The sequence below is a fragment of the Paracoccus limosus genome, assembly GCF_009711185.1.
Classification (GTDB): domain Bacteria; phylum Pseudomonadota; class Alphaproteobacteria; order Rhodobacterales; family Rhodobacteraceae; genus Paracoccus; species Paracoccus limosus.
Genome location: NZ_WMIF01000024.1, coordinates 37,425 through 54,361, shown reverse-complemented (window position 1 = coordinate 54,361; position 16,937 = coordinate 37,425). Strand labels below are relative to the sequence as shown.

Genomic DNA, 16,937 nt, shown 5'->3' with positions numbered 1-16,937 from the left:
GAGAAGCCGTCCAAATGGCCGCCCATTTTGCCGTCTCGTTCCAAGCCAACACCTCCGACGTTCATGCGCACGGAGATTGGCCCGTTCAGATCACCAGCGGCAGGAGGGGATCAGCGTCGCGCTTACCATAAGCCGCGCGATTGGGATGGTGCACTCCGTAAAGCGGCAGTCCGACCGCCTTCGCCTCGATGTCCTGCGCCAGATGAAAACGCGGCTGCCGTGTCACCTTTGTCTTCAGGCCGGCCTGCCGTTCTTTCAGGCTGTCCCAGTAAGGCCCTTCGGGGCGGACATAGCTCAGGTCATCATTGTCCCGGTTGTCGAAGACCGCAGTCACGAACAGATAAGGCTTATTGAAGAAGGGCCGTTCCACCAAGTAATATTCTACGTCCGTTCGGCTTGTATCCACCGGCTGCCAGTCGACGTGCAGGGCATCCTCGCCCTCGACGCCTCTGTTGACCCAGGAGCGCGCATCCGGGAAATGGGTCAGCCGCAGGGCATTCGTATAGTTTTCCCGAATGTCCAGACCGGCACGCTTTCCCAACGGCCCAATCCGGTTCGCACCTTTCTGGGCAAAGGCGAAATCCATCGCCTTGACCGCATAGGGGTAATCGTTCTCGGACATGGTGCAGTAGAAAAGGGGCAGATCGACAGGATCGTGCTTCTGATATTTCCCATGATACTTAGGATGGGAAATTGGCAGGTCGATGAAGGCAATCCTCCCCTGATTGTCAACCCTCTGGTCGGGGTAGCGATAGCCGTCCCATCCTGCTTGCGGGATATAGGCGGCATAATCCTGGGTCACGACCGACAGGTTTTCCGGCGACAGCGGGTCATCGCCATCCGAAAGGCCATCGGCGTCCGGTTTCAGGTATTCACGGATGGTGCCATTTTCCTGAACCCGCCAAAGACCATGCTTGCCTTCGCCGATCATCGTGAAAACCTGTTCGGCGATGGTGACGAACCGATAGGTGTAGTTGGTGTTCATGTATCCTATGAAGACCGGCAGATGCGGTATGCCGGAATGGGTACGGTCCGGACGACCCGTGCCAAGCATCTGCTTCTGCCCGTCGTCATCCTTGATGTCCTGGTCCGAAGTATAGAACATCGGATCGCCTAGTGTCAGGTCATGTAGGTTCGGCAGTTCATCCGCGCTTGCGAAATTGCCCGCAGCGAGGATGGCAAGTGCCGATATCGAACTTGCCATCTTCCTCATCCTCATTTCCTCCCTTATCCCGGCATCAAGCCGAGTCGCGCACCCGCGCGCCGCAGACGAATGCCATCCCCTCTGTTTCGGTCGTGAAAGTGATGTGCGCGCCTTTCGGCAAGAGCAGCACATCGCCCTTTCTGGCGTTGACCGTCTTGGTGCCGTCGTTGACCGTGATCTCGCCCTCCAAGACGATCTTCGCCTCGTCATAGTCGTAGTCATAAACCAGCGGCTCGTCGGATTTCTGGATGCGGAAGAACCCGCAGGTCAGCGGCTTGTCATCGCTTTCGGCGGAAACCGCATCCTGCAACCAGGCATTCACCCCCGGCACACCCATGGGCGCGATGTCACGGGCCTGGGCACCCTCTACATGGGTGACCTCGACTCCGTCTGCGAAGGCTAATCCTGCAAACACCCCTCCAAACGCCGCAATCAGCAGGGCCTTGGATAATGCATTCATTCTTGCTCTCCTGTTCCGGCAACGGCCGGTATGCTGCCAGCAGTTTACTGCAAGCGGCACCGTACGCATGACAGCAATCCCCTAGTGAACCCGGCCGTGACGAATTTTGAGACTTCCGTCATTCCGCGGCAAACTCGCGTCAGACACCTGTACCGCTGTTGCCCGGTCACGGACCAGATCGCGCATCGCCTCATGCGCCCCATCCGGCACCCAGACGCCTGTCAACTTGCCCGCCCTGTGCAGCTTAGCCAACATCAGCGCATCGCGGCGGTCCGTCATAACCCGATCCCCAGCCATGACCGGGATCAGCGAGGGCGCGACCACAATGCAGTCATGCCCCATCTTGACAAGCTGGCGGTGCAGGCTATAGCCGCAGGGACCAGCCTCATAGCAGAAGTGCAGCTGCGCACCGCCTGCGGCCAGCTTCTCCACCCGCTTGCGGATTTGGTATGGCCGGTGCGGCACGGATCCCCAATGCCGGACTTCACCGCCACGCGTGCCTTGTGCAACGGCAACGGAAATCGCTGCCTTGTGGACGTCCAGCACGATAAACGTGGTATGTTCCATTCGGTCTCTCCCCCATTCCTGAGGCTCGGTGCCAGCCAATCTGGCGCAACCCTCGAACGGAGAATGCAGAGGAAGAGGCCACCCACCCAGTCAGATCGTCCAGCGATCATCGGGTCTAGGCACCGCCCTGGTGCTGATCGCCACCGCCGGCTTGGCCGTTGAGACCTATCAAAAGCTCTTCACCGCCAAAACCGGTCTCCGCGTCGTGGCGGTGGATAGCGACAATCCGGCGCTTCCGATCAAGGCCCACGTTGAAGCCGGGTATCTCACTGTCGACGTGTTGGACATCGGATAATCGACCTGTCAGAGGGCCCCTCGTTCGACAGAATCTGGGACGGGTAGATGTATAAATACAATCTGATTGCCATCCGAAGAGACGCACCCGGTTAGGACGCGGCTCTGGACTGCATGGTCTTTGTCACCGACACGCGGCGATTCTCGATCGGGCGAAGTGGACCAGCTATAGCTCCGGCTCACAAATCATCGGTCCATTGGTCGGCCTTTACAAAGACGGCAAGGCCGACCAATGGCGCCGATCATGCTGACAAACTCTGGCAACATGAAAAATGCCCTTGCGTCGTCATATGACTTCAGATCGTGCAAGGCCCCATGACTTGCATGACCACGTCAAAGCGTGGCGCTTTCACGCTGCATTCCGGCGGATGGCACGCCCGCCCTGATTAGCATGCCGAAGAGATCACGTGGATCGTCGGGGTCGGCGATAATATCGAGGCGCTGGAAGAAGTCGGTTCCTTCCAGCCGGTCGCGCACATAGCGAAGCGCCGAGAAGTCCTCGATAGCGAAGCCCACGCCGTCGAACAGGGTGATCTGACGCTCCGAGGTGCGGCCGGGCACCGTGCCGGCGATGACCTGCCACATCTCGGTCACAGGAAAATCGGCGGGCATCTGCTGGATCTCTCCCTCGATCCTGGTCTGGGGGGTGTATTCCACGAATACGTCCGACCGGCGCAGGATGTCGGCGTGCAGTTCGGTCTTGCCGGGGCAGTCCCCGCCGATGGCGTTGATGTGGACACCTGCACCGACCATGTTGTCCGTCAGGATCGTCGCATATTGCTTGTCGGCGGTGCAGGTGGTGATGACTTGCGCGCCCAGGATCGCTTCTTGTCCGGACTTGCAGGCTGTCAGATCGAAGCCGAGGCCGGACAGGTTGCGCACCAATTTCGCCGTAGCGGCAGGGTCGATGTCGTAAAGCCGCAGACGATCAATTCCGCAGATTGCGCGCATGGCCAGAGCCTGAAACTCGGACTGTGCGCCGTTGCCGATCATGGCCATGGTGGTGGCGCCCTTGGGCGCCAGATGGCGAGCGACCATGGCGCTTGTCGCCGCAGTGCGCAGCGCAGTCAGCAGGGTCATTTCGGTCAGCAGTTCGGGATAGCCGGTGTCCACGCGCGCCAGCAGACCAAAGGCGGTCACCGTCTGCAAACCCGATTTCGTGTTCTGGGGATGGCCGTTGACGTATTTGAACCCATAGCTGACCCCGTCCGACGTGGGCATCAGTTCGATCACGCCATCCTTTGAGTGGGCAGCCACGCGCGGGGTCTTGTCGAACAGGTCCCAGCGGCGGAAGTCGTCCTCGATATAGCGGGCAAGATCTTTCAGCACGGTCTCGACGCCGATGCTGTGGACCAGCCGCATTATGTTTTCGACGCTGACGAAGCGGATGAAGGCCAGTTCGGAGGGCTTGGAGGCGGGCATGATGATCCTTCAGGAAAAGCTGCGGGTAGGACGATCGAAGACGCGGCGGCCGAAAAGCGAGGCGGTCAGATCGACCATCAGCGAAGCGGTGCGGCCGCGTTCGTCAAGAAACGGGTTCAACTCGACAAGGTCCAGCGAGGTGACGAGATTGCTGTCATGCAGCATTTCCATCGCCAGATGCGCCTCGCGGAAGGTGGCTCCGCCCGGGACGGTAGTGCCCACAGCGGGAGCGATGGCTGGGTCCAGGAAATCGACATCCAGCGACAGGTGCAGCATGCCGTTGGCGGCCCGCACCTCCTCGATGAATTCGGCCAGGGGGGCGGCAATACCGCGTTCGTCGATCTGGCGCATGTCGATGGCACGCATCCCGGCCGACTGGATCGCCGCGCGTTCGGGCGCGTCCACCGAACGCAGGCCGATGAAGCAGATGTTCTTCGGCGGCACTGGGTGCGTCATGGCGGGAAAACCGTCAAAGCCAAGCTGTCCGGTGACATAGCCGATGGGTGTTCCATGCAAGTTGCCCGAGGCGGTCGTTTCCGGGTTGTGGATGTCGGGATGGGCGTCCAGCCACAGGACAAAGAGCGGTCGCCCCTGCGCTGCCGCATGATCGGCAACGCCAGACACGGTGCCCAGCGACAGCGCGTGATCGCCGCCCATGAAGATCGGAAAGCCGTCGGGCATGGCCGCGCGGGCGGCCTCGGCCAGCAGGCGGGTCCATTCGGCGGTTTCGGCGCGGGCGTGCACCTGCCCGGCAGGCGAGGGCGGTGGTGCCTTGGGTCCGGGCACGTCGCCGCGGTCTTCGACATGCCAGCCAAGATCGGCCAGTGTCGTGGCCAATCCCGCCACGCGATAGGCTTCTGGGCCCATCGAACAGCCGCGCCGCCGCTTGCCGCAGTCGAGGCCGGCGCCGATCAAGATGCAGGTGTCGCCGCTCATGCCGACACCGCCGTCGATACCGCTGCCGTCACGATGACTTCGACCAGCAGGTCCGATCCGGCCAGCCGTGCCTCGCCGCAGGCGCGCGCGGGGGCGCAGCCTTCGGGCATCCATTCGTCCCAGACCGTATTCATCGCGTCATAGTCCGACATATGCGCCAGCCAGATGGTCGCATGCAGGATATCACGGCGCGAGGAACCGGCCTCGGTCAGCAGGGCGTCGACCCGCGCCAGGCAGTCACGGGCCTGCTCAACGACACTCGCGCCGGTGCCGACCTGGCCGCAGAGGTAAACGGTGCCATTGTGACGGACGATGCGGCTCATCCGGGCGTTGGTGTGAAAACGTTCGATCATTTGACCCCCATGGGTGGTGCGATATTGCGGACAACGGGATCCCGGCGGCGTTCCAGATGGCGCAGATAGCGCCGCTCCAGCCAGCGAAAGACCCGCGTGATCGCGAAGACGATGATGAAATAAAGGACGGCCGCAGTAATCAGACCCTCATAGGCCAGATAATAGCGCCCGTTCAGCCAGCGACCGACCCCAAGGATGTCCTGCAAGGTGATGGTGCTTGCCACGACCGAGCCATGCAGCATGAAAATCACCTCGTTGGAATAGGCCGGAATGGCGCGTCGAAAGGCCGAGGGCAACACGATCCGGTGCAGCCGTCCACTATGCGACATGCCGGTTGCGATGGCAGCCTCGACCTCGCCCTTGGGCGTGTCTACGATGGCCCCGCGCAACAGCTCGGTCGTGTAGGCACAGGTGTTCAGCGTGAAGGCGATCAGCGCGCACCACCAGGCTTGCGACAGCACCGGACCCCACAACCAGCTTTCGCGGACGAACTGGAACTGGCCCGCGCCGTAATACAGCAGATAGGTCTGCACCAGTAGCGGCGTGCCTCGGAAGACATAGGTATATGCCCAGATCAGAGGATTCAGCACCCGGTGGCGCGATGCGCGGGCGATGGCCAGCGGCACCGCCATGGCGCCGCCAAGTGCCAGCGACAGGAAGGTCAGGCCCAGCGTGACCCCGACGCCCTGCAGGAAGCGGTCGAGGTTCTGGACGATCAACGGCAGGTCCAGCGGGATGAAGGACAGCAGGTTTTCCATCACGCCCTCACCACGCCGCGGCTATAGCGCCGCTCCAGCGCCCGCAGCCCCAGATCCGAAAGCGCCGTCAGCGCCAGATAGATGACGAAGGCCGCCGCCATGAAGGTGAACAGCGCGCCCGTCGAGCGGCCGGCCGAAAAGGCGTTATAGACCAGATCCTGCAAGCCGATGACCGAGACCAGCGCCGTGGTTTTCAGCTGCACCAGCCAGTTGTTGCCGAAACCCGGCACGGCATAGCGCACCATCTGCGGCCAGATGATCCGGCGAAAGACCAGCGGGCGCGACATGCCGGTGCTGATCCCCGCCTCGATTTGCCCGCGCGGGATGGCCAGAATGGCGCCGCGAAAGGTTTCGGTGAAATAGGCGCCGAAGATCACTCCGATGGTCAGCGCGCCGGCGACGAACTGGCTGATCTCGACATAGTCCCACAGGCCGGTGGCCGTCCCGATGGCGTTGACCGTGACTTGGCCGCCGAAGAAGACCAGCATGATCAAGACCAGATCGGGCACGCCACGCACCACGGTGGTATAGGCGCCCGCCAGGGCATTGGCCGCACGGTTGGCCGACAGCTTGGCCCAGGCGCCCAAAAGCCCCAAAGTCACGGACAGCACCAGCGAGGCCAGCGCCAGCTCGACCGTGGTGACCAGCCCGGCCAGAAGCTGTTCGCGGTATTCCAGAAGCAGATCCATCCGAACCTCGCCGGTTGAAGGGCGCGTGTGCTGCGCCCCGGTTGCCGTTACAGGCCGGCCGGGCGGCCGCCGTAGATGTCGAAGGGGAAATATGTGTCGTTGATGGTCTTGTAGGCGCCGTTGTCCCGGATTGCCTTGATCGCCGCGCTGAAGGCGTCACGCAATGCGTCATCGCCCTTGCGCACCGCAACGCCCACGCCTTCGCCATAGCAATCGACATCGGTGTGATCACCGGGCAGGAAGGCGTAGTTCGCGCCTTCGGGTTTCGACAGGAAGCCTTCCTGCGCGATCAGCGAATCCGACAGTTGCGCGTCGATGCGGCCCAGCGACAGATCGCGGAACACCTCGTCCTGGGTGCCGTAAAGCACCAGCTCGGCATCGGGGAAATGCGCCTCGGCGTAGCATTGATGGGTGGAACCGCGCTGCACGCCCAACCGCTTGCTCGCCAGACCCTCGGCCGTGCCTTGAAGATCGGAATCCTTGGGCGCGACGATGCGGGCGGGGGTCTTGTAATATTTCTCGGAAAAGTCGATCTGGCGCTTGCGCTCCTCGGTGATCGACATCGAGGAAATGATGGCGTCGAATTTCTTCGCCTTCAGCGCCGGGATCATGCCATCCCATTCCTGTTCGACAAGCTCGCAGTCGCGCTGCATCTGCGTGCAAAGCGCCTTGGCGATGTCGATGTCAAAGCCGGCAAGGCTGCCATCGGGCTGTTTGAACGAAAAGGGCGGATAGGCACCCTCGACACCGATGCGCAGGGTATCGGCAAAGGCACCGGTGGCAAGGACCGCAAGCGCGGCTGCGAACAGGGTTTTCTTTATCATTGTCATACCACTCTGTTGGATTTCAGTTCATACGGGACAGGAAGGCCCGGAATTGCTGGGTCTGGGGGTTGCGGAACAGGTCGTCGGGCGCGCCCTCTTCGCAGACCTGGCCCTGATGCAGGAACACGGTCCGGGTCGAGACATCGCGGGCAAAGGCCATTTCATGCGTCACGACCAGCATGGTGCGGCCTTCGTCGGCCAGCGCGCGCATGACTGCCAGAACCTCGCCGACCAGCTCGGGGTCAAGGGCCGAGGTCGGCTCGTCGAACAGCATCACGTCCGGCTCCATCGCCAGCGCCCGGGCGATCGCCACGCGCTGCTGCTGGCCGCCCGACAGATGCGCGGGGTAATAATCGGCGCGGTCCGAAAGCCCGACCTTGGCCAGAAGCGCGGCCGCCTTGTCGCGCGCCTCGCGCCGGGGGGTTCCCAGCACATGCACCGGGCCTTCGATGATGTTTTCCAGCACGGTCATGTGCGACCACAGGTTGAAGCCTTGGAACACCATCGCCAGCTTTGCCCGCATCCGTTCGACCTGTTTCAGGTCGGCGGGCCGGCGGATGCCGCGCCGGTCAGTCATGCGCATCTCCTCACCCTTCAGCCAGACCTTGCCGTCGCTGGGGGTCTCGAGCAGGTTGATGCAACGCAGGAAAGTGCTTTTGCCGGACCCCGAGGCGCCCAGGATCGCCACCACGTCGCCCTTTGCGGCGGTCATGGAGATGCCTTTCAGGACTTCGTGGTCGCCAAAGCTTTTGCGGATATTCTCGACGCGCAGGGCGGGTTCGGTCATGCGGTTTCCTCGGGCTGGCGGCCAAGCGCGGCGATCTCGGCCAGGGTGACGGGCTTGACGGGGGTGCGGATGCGGCCGGGGCCGAGGGCCGAGGGCGCGCAGCCGGTGGTCTGGGCGATCAGGCCGGTGACGGTCGGCTCGCACATGCGGCCCTGACAGGGGCCCATGCCGGTGCGCAGCGCCGTGCGCATCAGGCGCAGGCCATGGGCGCCGCAGGCCGCAGCCTCGCGCACGGCGCCGGCGGTGACTTCTTCGCAGCGGCAAATGATCGTGTCGTCGGGCGGGGCCAGAAAGGCCTTGGGCACCGGATAGGCGGCGTCCAGAAACGGCCGCAGCGACAGGGCGCGCGCCAGGGCGCGGCGCAGCGGACGGGCGCGGCGGTCGCGTTCGTCCAAATCCAGACGGCCCGCGTCATGCAGGATCGCCAGCGCGGCCAGTGCGCCCTGCGCCCGCGCCGCATCCGCGCCGCCGATGCCGCCGCCGTCGCCGGCGACGCGCACTCCGCGCCGCGACGAGCCGCCCCATGCGTCCAGCCGGGGCCGCCACGCCTGCTGGGCAACGTCGTAGTCATGCGTCAGCCCCATCGAGCGGGTCAGATGCGTTTGCGGGATCACGCCCAGATGCGTCAGCAGCAGGCCGCAATCCAGCTCCTGCGGCCCCTTGCGGGTGGTGAAGCCAAAGCCGATCCGCCCCCCGGCCAGCGCAACCGCGCGGAAATCGCGGGCGCCGTGATGGCGCGGGATGCCGCGGATGCGGCGGATCAGACCCAGGCCCTTGGCCAGCGTCATCGCCGCCGGCAGGGCGCGGGGCAGTTTCGCCAATGCGTGCCGCAGATCGGTGCCGGTCTCGACCAGTGCCTTGGGCGGGCTGCCGGCGGCGATCATCTGCGCCGCGACCAGATACAGAAGCGGCCCCGCGCCAGCCAGGATGGCGTCCTGCGCCACCATGCCCGACTGCTTCATCAGGATCTGCGCCGCGCCGGCCGGCATCACGCCGGGCAGGGTCCAGCCGGGAAACGGCACCGGACGTTCCTGCGCGCCGGTGGCGATCAGCACATGCGGAGCCGCCGTGACATGGCTTTCGCCGTCGCGCGACCAGATCACGCCGCGCGCCGCGTCAACGCGCCAGACCGTCGCGCGGGGCTGATGCGTGATGCCCGGATGGTTCAGGCCGCGCAGCAGATCCGCGCCCCTGGCATAGTCCGGTCCCAGCCAGTCGCGCCCGGCGGCCGCACCGAGATTGCGATAGATCTGCCCGCCGGCGCGGTCCTGTTCATCCAGCAGCACGACCCGCAAGCCGCCCTCGGCCGCGATGCGCGCCGCCGTCATGCCGGCGGGACCGGCGCCGATGATGACCAGATCGGGGCTCATGGCTGATCCCCCAGCCGGCGGGCGCCGATCTGGCGGCGGATGACCATGCCGTCGCGCGCGGGCGTCATGCAGGCCTGCACATTTGGCCGGCCGTCAATGGTCACGAGACAGTCGAAACAGACCCCCATCATGCAGAACGCCGTGCGGCCGGCACCGCTGACCGGGGTGCGGCGGGTGGCGTCGCCGGATTGCGCCAGCAGCGCGGCGGCGACGGTTTCGCCGGGCCGGGCCAGCAGGGTTTCGCCGTCAAGGCTCATGCGGATGCTGCGCGGGGCCATGCCCGGCGCGTCACGAAAGCGCGAAGCGGCGTTCATCGAAAGCCTCCAGATCCGGGGCGGCGGGATCGTCGTCGATCCATGCGGCCAGCCGCGTTGCATGCAGCGGCGCCAGCGTCACGCCGCTGTGGCAAGTGACGAGGAAAGCGCCGGCACGGTCGGGCGCGCGCTGATAGATCGGATAGCCATCGGGCGTCATTACCCGCAGCGCCGCCCAACTGCGCAGCACGCGGATGTCGGCCAGTTGCGGCCAGACCGCGACGGCGTGCCGGGCCAGCACCGCCATCTGGTCGGTGGATTCGCTGTCGCGGTCGGATTCGGCCTTGGTGCCGCCGATCTGCAAGCCGCCCTCATCGACCTGCCGGATGGTGCTGGACAGAAAGGGCAGCGGATCGGCCACCCGCTCGGTAATCAGCAACTCGCCCCGCTGGGCGCGGATCGGGGCGCGGAATCCCAGTTGCGGCCCAAGGGTGGCCGCGCCCAGACCGGCGCAAAGTACCACGCGATCGGCACGTATCGCACGGTCCGGACCGGCGATTTCATAGCCCCGGTCCAACGCGCGCAGGGTCGTCACCGGTGTATCGGCCGCAAGGCGCACGCCGCTGGCAAGGCAGGCCCGGCGCAGCGCGACATGCAGGCGCAGCGGGTTCACATGGCCGTCAAGCGGGCAAAAGCTGGCGCCCACCACCTTTTGCCCGATGCCAGGCAGGCGCTGCGCCAGATCGCCATGGCTCAGCAGTTCAAACGAGAACCCATCGCCCAACGCCGCCGCCTGCCGGTGCAGGTCCTGGCCGAAAGCGTCGAACTCGGCGCGGTCGGTGAAAAACTCGTAGCCACCCTCCTGACGCAGCGCCAGATCGACCCCGGACAGGTCCTGAAGCCGCCGGGCAAAGCCCGCCCATTCCTGCACGGCGGCCAGCGACCAGCGCCCATAAGGGGCGTAACCCGCACCCTTGCCCTGCAACCAGACCAGGCCGAAATTCCCCTGCGAGGCGCGCATGTCGGCGTCGCGGCCGTCCAGCACCAGCACGTCATGCCCGCGCGCGGCCAGACCCAGCGCCAGGCAAAGCCCGACGATGCCGCCGCCGATGATTGCTGTGCCTGCGTCTGCGGACATGGCTCCATCCTCCCTGCGCCCTGAATGCCCGATGCAGGATGGATATGTAAAATTTGAAATTCTGTGCTATTCATGCGCAAATACTATGAGTCATGCCATGAGACTGTCGCATCGCCAGATCGAGGCCTTTCGTGCCATCATCGAAAGCGGATCGGTCACCGCCGCGGCCGAGTTGCTGTTTCTGACTCAGCCTTCGGTCAGCCGGCTGCTGGCCGATCTTGAGGCCGAGCTGGGGTTCGCGCTGTTCGCCCGCATCGGCCGCAGCCTGACCCCCACACCCGAGGCTGAGGCGCTTTATGAAGAGGTGCGGCGGTCCTTTGTCGGGTTGCAAGAGGTGTCGCGGGTGGCCGAGGACATCCGGCAATACCGCAGCGGCAGCCTGAAAATCGCGGCGATGCCGGCGCTGGGGCTGCAGTTCCTGCCGGCTGTGATCGCGGCCTTCAACCGCGACCGGCCGGGCATCGCCGTATCGCTGCGCGTGCGCAGTTCGCATGCCGTGGTGCAGCATCTCAGTTCGCAACAGTTCGACGTAGGGTTCAGCGCGCTGGACATCGACCTGCCTTCAGTCCGCCGCGAAACCCTTGTCACCATGCCCATGCTGGCGGTGCTGCCCCCCGGCCATCCACTTGGCGAAAAGCCGGTGCTGATGCTGCAGGATTTCCACCAGCAGCCGTTCATTGCCTTGGGAAACGAGATCAGCACGCGGTCGGACACGGACCGGTTCTTTGCCGATCATGGCATCAAGCCCCGCGTGGTCGCCGAGGCGCAACTGTCCTTTGCCATCTGTTCGATGGTGGCTGCCGGTGCCGGGGTGTCGATCATCGAGCCGGTGACCGCGCGGCAATGCGCGGCGCTTGGCATGGTGGCGATCCGGCCGATCACGCCCGAACAGCCCTTTACCTATGACATGCTGACGCCGGCGCTGCGGCCGGCGTCAAGGCTGGTCCAGGATCTCGCCGACCGCGTCCGGCGTCAGTTCGAGGATCTGAAGGACAGCCGGATGACGCCTGGCGCAACCGCCGGCAGGTGATTCCCGAACGGTGCGCGCGTAGATCTTGCACATGGTCGTGATGTATTGTCGCCTGCGATTTGGCGATGGTCGCCAGATGCCAGTGATGATATGTCGAAACGACAGATGACAAGCGTCCGGCCTGCCGGAACAACGGGCGGCATGGCAGCTTTTTACAGGCTTTCCCTGGCAAGGAAGACCGCGTCATGCGGTTCCCGCAACCGGCGGGACCCAGAAGCATCCTGCCCGGAATCCTGGCCATGATGTGGTCAACAACCGATGCCCTGCTGATTGGTGGTGCGGTTTTCGCTGCGGCCGTCCTGCGCGGCATCACGGGCTTCGGCTTTGCCCTGGCCGCGGTTCCGCTGATCAGCCTCGTGCTCGCGCCGGTGCAGGGCGCGGCGATCGCCATCTTGCTGCAATGCATGATCGGGTTCGGGGACCTTGTGTCGGTCCGTCGCCTTGTCGACATCAGGTCGCTGACGATGATGTCGGTCGGGGCGGTGATCGGCACACCGGTCGGCCTGATGACGTTGCAGCGGTTATCCGCCAATGCGATGCGCGTGGTGATCGCCATCATCGTTCTGGGGGCATTGGTTAGCCTGGTCCGCAAGGTCCGCCTTGCGCCGGGACCACGCCAGGCCATAGGCGCCGGCGTTCTGGCCGGGATGTTCTCAGGCTTTGCGGCGATGCCCGGCCCGCCTGCCGTTGCCTATCTGCTGGGAACGGCGACGCCCGCCGCCGAAGCCCGCGCGACGCTGATGATCTTTTTCTTCGTCACCTCACTTCTGGCGCTGCCCGGCCTGCTGGTGCAGGGCGTCGTGAGATGGCCGACCGTGTTGGCTGCGGTGGCCTCGCTGCCGCTGCTGATCGCGGGCACGCATTTGGGCGGTTGGGTGTTCCGCAGGCTGGACGACGGCGGATACCAGAAGGCCGCAATCGCAATGCTGGTGGTGACCGCCGTCCTAGCGGCAATTCGCGGCCTGTGGGGCTTGGCCGGCGGCTAATGCCCCGCCTGCACCGCCGTCACCGCCGAGGCGTTGACAATATCCTCGACCGAGCATCCTCGCGAGAGGTCGTTTGCGGGTTTGGCGAGGCCTTGCAGGATGGGGCCGATGGCGGTCAGGCCTCCGAGGCGTTGTGCGATCTTGTAGCCGATGTTGCCCGAGGCGAGGTCGGGGAAGACGAAGACGTTGGGGCGTCCGGTCAGGGTGCTGCCCGGCGCCTTTTTGGACCGGATCGCGTCGTCGAGGGCGGCGTCGAACTGCATCTCGCCGTCGATTTCCAGTTCCGGCGCGGTGGCACGCACCAAGGCCAGCGCCTCGCGGATCTTTGTCAGGCTTGGGTGGTCGGCCGAGCCGGCGGTGGAAAAGGACAGCAGGGCCACGCGCGGCTCCTCGGCCAGCAGGCGCCGGCAGCTGTCGGCGGCCGACAGCGCGATCGAGGCCAGCCCCTCGGCATCGGGTTCGACCACCAACCCGCAATCGGCAAAGATCATGCCGCCCCTGATCGGCGCCGCCGGGCCGCAGGACAGCATCAGGAAGAAGCTCGAGACGATGCCGGCGCCCGGCGCGCGGCCGATGATCTGCAGCGCCGCGCGCACCGTGTCGGCGGTGGTGGCGACGGCGCCCGCGACGGTGCCGTCCGCCTGGCCCAGCCGGACGCGCATCGCCGCCTGGCGGATCGGGTCGCGCATCTCGGCCAGGGCGCGGTCGGCGGTCATGCCCCGGGCGGCGCGCATCCTGTGCCAGTGCTCGGCAAGCTCGGGCAGGTCGGGCGCCTCGGCCGGGGCAAGCGCCGTCACCCCCGCAACGGCCGGCCCGTCCATCAGCGTGATCCGGGCCAGGCCTTCGGCGGTCATGCGGGCGGCGGCCTCGGCCACGCGCGGATCGCCCCCTTCGGGCAGGATGATGTGGCGCGGATTGGCCTGTGCCGCAGCCAGGATACGATCGAGCGGTTTCATGGCAAGGTCCTTCTCAGCTGAGGAAGTGCAGGCCGGCGACCACAAAGACGCCGAGGAAGACGGTTTCAGCGACGATCAGCCCGATTGCGGCGCCGCCCACGTCCAGCATTTTGGCCAGCGAGGTCTTGATGCCGACGGCGGCGATCGCGATCAGCAGCGCCCAACGGCTGAGAACGCCCGCCCAATCCGCGACCACGGCCGGGATCACGCCGAGCGAGTTCAGCGCCGCCAGCACCAGAAAGCCCAGCACGAAGCCCGGCAGCAGCGGCGGGCGCTTGCCGCCATCCATGTCCGCAAGGCCCCGTGCGCGGATGACCAGCGAAAAGCACAGCACCACCGGCGCCAGCATCGAGACCCGGATCAGCTTGACCAGCGTCGCCGTCTCGCCCGTCTCGGGGCCGATGGAAAAGCCCGCCCCGACCACCTGCGCCACGTCGTGGATGGTGCCGCCCAGAAACACCCCGCTGTCGCGCGGCGTGAACCCGAACAGGCCCGACAGCATCGGGTAAAGCACCATGGCCACCGTGGACAAGACCGTCACCGACAGCACGGTGAAGGCCAGGTCGCGTTCCGAGCGTTCATGGCGCGGCAACACCGCGGCGATGGCCATGGCGGCCGAGGCGCCGCAAATTGCCACCGACCCGCCGGTCAGCAGCGCAAAGCGCCAATCCCGGTTGACGAAGCGCGCCGCGATCAGGCCGAACAGGATGGTCAGGACGACACCGGCGATGACCAGTGCGATCGCGGCGCCACCCAGCCCCGCCAGCATGTCGACGCTGATGCGCGCCCCAAGCAGCGCCACCCCCAGCCGAAGCACCGTCCGGGCGGTCAGCGCCACGCCCGGGGCAGTGCGGGTGCCTTCCTCGGCCAGGAAGTTCAGCGCCAGCCCCAGCAGCAGCGCCAGCAGCATGGCGGGGGCGCCGTAATGCTCGGACAGGAACTGCGCCGTGGCCGCCACCAGAACCGATACGGCAAAGCCCGGAAAGGCGTCCGATACCATCTGGCGGGCGGGAAGCAGGTCGGTGCTGGCCATGGGATGTCCTTCTTGAATGCAGGGCACCATCCGGCGCGAGAGGCTCGCGCCGGAGGGATCGTTTCAGCAGGGCAGGCCGGATCAGGCGGCGCCGCGCTGCGGGCGCATGTCGGCCGGATCGATGCCGGCCACGGGAACCGGCTTCTTCATCGCGTCGCGGCGGAAGGGCTCGCCCAGCTCCTGGTTCAAGAGCACCTCGATGAAGGTGGTCTCGCCGTGCTTCATCTGCCGCTCGACCGCGTCGTGCAGGGCCTGGGTCAGCTCCTCCTGCGACCTGACCTGCACGCCATTGACGCCGCAGGCCTTGGCGATGCCGGCATAGGTGGTGTCGCGGTCCAGCTCGGTGCCGACGAAGTTGTTGGCATACCACAGCGTCGTGTTGCGCTTTTCCGCGCCCCACTGGTAGTTGCGGAAGATCACCATGGTGATCGCCGGCCAGTCCTTGCGGCCCACGGACACCATCTCGTTCATCGAGATGCCGAAGGCGCCGTCGCCGGCAAAGCCGATCACCGGCGTGTCGGGGTTGCCGATCTTGGCGCCGAGGATCGCCGGGAAGCCATAGCCGCAGGGGCCGAACAGGCCCGGCGCCAGGTATTTGCGGCCGCCCTCGAAGGTGGGATAGGCGTTGCCGATGGCGCAGTTGTTGCCGATGTCGGAGCTGACGATGGCGTCCGACGGCACCGCCTGCATGATCGCCCGCCAGGCCTGGCGCGGGCTCATCAGGTCGCTGTCGCGGCTGCGCGCCTCCTCGTTCCAGACCGTGCCCGGATCGTCGTCCTCGTGGTCGAGGCTGGACAGCTCCTGCGCCCAACGCGACTTGGTCTGCGCCACCAGGTCCTTGCGCTCGGCCCGGCCGGCATCGCCGGCGCTGTCGGACAGCTGCGCCAGGATGCCGCGCGCCACCTTGCCCGCGTCGCCCTGGATGCCCACGGTGACCTTCTTGGTCAGGCCGATACGGTCGGCGTTGATGTCGACCTGGATGATCTTCGCTTCCTTGGGCCAATAGTCGATGCCGTAGCCCGGCAGGGTCGAGAACGGGTTGAGCCGCGTCCCCAGCGCCAGGACCACGTCGGCCTTGGCGATCAGTTCCATCGCGGCCTTGCTGCCGTTATAGCCGAGTGGCCCGACCGCCAGCGGGTGGCTGCCCGGGAAGCTGTCGTTGTGCTGGTAGTTCGAGGCCACCGGCGCATCCAGCCGCTCGGCCAGTGTCACGAGATCCGGGATCGCGCCCGACAGGACCACACCCGCCCCCGACAGGATCACCGGGAACTTGGCTTCCGATAGCAGCCGCGCGGCTTCGGTCACGGCTTCCTCGCCCCCGGCCGGGCGCTCGAAGGCCACGACCTGCGGCAGATCGACGTCGATGACCTGGGTCCACATGTCGCGCGGAATGTTCATCTGCGCCGGCGCCGAGTTGCGCCAGGCCTGCATGATGACGCGGTTCAAGACCTCGGGAATGCGCGAGGGGTCGCGGACCTCTTCCTGATAGCACACGCAATCGGCAAACAGCCGCATCTGCTCCATCTCCTGGAAGCCGCCCTGGCCGATGGTCTTGTTGGCGGCCTGGGGCGTGACCAGCAAAAGCGGGGTGTGGTTCCAGTAGGCGGTCTTGACCGGCGTCACGAAGCCCGTCACCCCCGGCCCGTTCTGCGCGATCATCATCGACATCTTGCCGGTCGAGCGCGTGAACCCGTCCGCCATCAGCCCGGCATTCGTCTCGTGCGCGGTGTCCCAGAACGTGATCCCGGCCTTGGGAAAGAGGTCGCTGACCGGCATCATGGCCGAGCCGATGATCCCGAACGCATGCTCAATCCCATGCATCTGCAGAACTTTGACAAACGCTTCCTCAGTCGTCATCTTCATGGCGGATAGCTCC

19 protein-coding genes are annotated in these 16,937 nt (G+C 65.5%); 3 read left to right on the top strand and 16 right to left on the bottom strand.

Annotated elements, in window-relative coordinates; translation table 11 throughout:
- Positions 1-85: 85 nt before the first annotated feature.
- The 3 genes from GL279_RS15055 to GL279_RS15045 all read right to left on the bottom strand — a co-directional run bounded on the left by GL279_RS15055 (position 86) and on the right by GL279_RS15045 (position 2,231).
- Positions 86-1,213 (bottom strand): hypothetical protein, encoded by a 1,128-nt coding sequence (locus GL279_RS15055; protein ID WP_155065453.1) that lies wholly within the window; start codon positions 1,211-1,213, stop codon positions 86-88.
- A gap of 25 nt (positions 1,214-1,238) precedes the next feature.
- Positions 1,239-1,664, bottom strand: a complete 426-nt coding sequence (locus tag GL279_RS15050) for a cupin domain-containing protein (RefSeq protein WP_211371325.1) — start codon at positions 1,662-1,664, stop codon at positions 1,239-1,241.
- A gap of 81 nt (positions 1,665-1,745) precedes the next feature.
- Positions 1,746-2,231: an IS110 family transposase gene (locus GL279_RS15045; RefSeq protein WP_155065452.1), complete on the bottom strand. Its 486-nt coding sequence runs from the start codon at positions 2,229-2,231 to the stop codon at positions 1,746-1,748.
- A 130-nt stretch (positions 2,232-2,361) separates the two neighbouring features.
- On the opposite strand from GL279_RS15045, the gene GL279_RS15040 reads away from it, so the two are divergent.
- A complete protein-coding gene (locus GL279_RS15040; RefSeq protein WP_155065451.1) occupies positions 2,362-2,526 on the top strand; it encodes a hypothetical protein in 165 nt (54 codons plus the stop codon).
- Between the two features lie 332 nt (positions 2,527-2,858).
- Here GL279_RS15040 and GL279_RS15035 read toward each other — a convergent pair whose 3' ends face one another.
- From GL279_RS15035 to GL279_RS14990, 10 genes are read right to left on the bottom strand one after another with little or no spacing between them, the layout of a single operon-like run.
- A complete protein-coding gene (locus GL279_RS15035) occupies positions 2,859-3,947 on the bottom strand; it encodes an ornithine cyclodeaminase (RefSeq protein WP_155065450.1) in 1,089 nt (362 codons plus the stop codon).
- Positions 3,948-3,956: 9 nt separating this feature from the next.
- Complete coding sequence (gene rocF, locus GL279_RS15030) at positions 3,957-4,883, bottom strand: arginase (RefSeq protein WP_155065449.1); 927 nt, start codon at positions 4,881-4,883, stop codon at positions 3,957-3,959.
- A complete protein-coding gene (locus GL279_RS15025) occupies positions 4,880-5,236 on the bottom strand; it encodes a RidA family protein (protein ID WP_155065448.1) in 357 nt (118 codons plus the stop codon). Before GL279_RS15025 ends, rocF begins: the two co-directional genes overlap by 4 nt.
- Positions 5,233-5,994 (bottom strand): ABC transporter permease, encoded by a 762-nt coding sequence (locus GL279_RS15020; RefSeq protein ID WP_114350680.1) that lies wholly within the window; start codon positions 5,992-5,994, stop codon positions 5,233-5,235. Before GL279_RS15020 ends, GL279_RS15025 begins: the two co-directional genes overlap by 4 nt.
- A complete protein-coding gene (locus GL279_RS15015) occupies positions 5,994-6,683 on the bottom strand; it encodes an ABC transporter permease (protein ID WP_114350679.1) in 690 nt (229 codons plus the stop codon). The genes GL279_RS15020 and GL279_RS15015 overlap by 1 nt, the downstream gene beginning before the upstream one ends.
- Positions 6,684-6,730: 47 nt before the next feature.
- Entirely contained in the window at positions 6,731-7,507 is a 777-nt protein-coding gene (locus GL279_RS15010) for an ABC transporter substrate-binding protein (RefSeq protein WP_211371324.1), read from the bottom strand.
- Between the two features lie 22 nt (positions 7,508-7,529).
- Entirely contained in the window at positions 7,530-8,294 is a 765-nt protein-coding gene (locus GL279_RS15005; RefSeq protein WP_114350677.1) for an ABC transporter ATP-binding protein, read from the bottom strand.
- Entirely contained in the window at positions 8,291-9,664 is a 1,374-nt protein-coding gene (locus GL279_RS15000) for an NAD(P)/FAD-dependent oxidoreductase (protein ID WP_155065447.1), read from the bottom strand. Before GL279_RS15000 ends, GL279_RS15005 begins: the two co-directional genes overlap by 4 nt.
- Complete coding sequence (locus GL279_RS14995; RefSeq protein ID WP_170293994.1) at positions 9,661-9,978, bottom strand: (2Fe-2S)-binding protein; 318 nt, start codon at positions 9,976-9,978, stop codon at positions 9,661-9,663. Before GL279_RS14995 ends, GL279_RS15000 begins: the two co-directional genes overlap by 4 nt.
- Positions 9,953-11,056, bottom strand: coding sequence for an NAD(P)/FAD-dependent oxidoreductase (locus GL279_RS14990; protein ID WP_114350674.1), 1,104 nt, complete (start codon positions 11,054-11,056; stop codon positions 9,953-9,955). The genes GL279_RS14995 and GL279_RS14990 overlap by 26 nt, the downstream gene beginning before the upstream one ends.
- Before the next feature lie 97 nt (positions 11,057-11,153).
- On the opposite strand from GL279_RS14990, the gene GL279_RS14985 reads away from it, so the two are divergent.
- Both GL279_RS14985 and GL279_RS14980 read left to right on the top strand, forming a co-directional pair.
- Positions 11,154-12,086, top strand: coding sequence for a LysR substrate-binding domain-containing protein (locus GL279_RS14985; protein WP_170293993.1), 933 nt, complete (start codon positions 11,154-11,156; stop codon positions 12,084-12,086).
- Positions 12,087-12,271: 185 nt separating this feature from the next.
- Complete coding sequence (locus tag GL279_RS14980; protein ID WP_246175334.1) at positions 12,272-13,072, top strand: sulfite exporter TauE/SafE family protein; 801 nt, start codon at positions 12,272-12,274, stop codon at positions 13,070-13,072.
- Here GL279_RS14980 and pta read toward each other — a convergent pair.
- From pta to xsc, 3 genes are all read right to left on the bottom strand, one after another.
- Complete coding sequence (gene pta / locus GL279_RS14975; protein WP_155065445.1) at positions 13,069-14,028, bottom strand: phosphate acetyltransferase; 960 nt, start codon at positions 14,026-14,028, stop codon at positions 13,069-13,071. The two genes, GL279_RS14980 and pta, sit on opposite strands and share 4 nt — an antisense overlap.
- Positions 14,029-14,041: 13 nt before the next feature.
- Entirely contained in the window at positions 14,042-15,061 is a 1,020-nt protein-coding gene (locus GL279_RS14970; RefSeq protein ID WP_028720129.1) for a YeiH family protein, read from the bottom strand.
- 81 nt (positions 15,062-15,142) lie between these two features.
- The gene (gene xsc / locus GL279_RS14965; protein ID WP_155065444.1) at positions 15,143-16,924 is read right to left on the bottom strand and encodes a sulfoacetaldehyde acetyltransferase; all 1,782 of its coding nucleotides are present in this window, start codon (positions 16,922-16,924) and stop codon (positions 15,143-15,145) included.
- Positions 16,925-16,937: the final 13 nt, after the last annotated feature.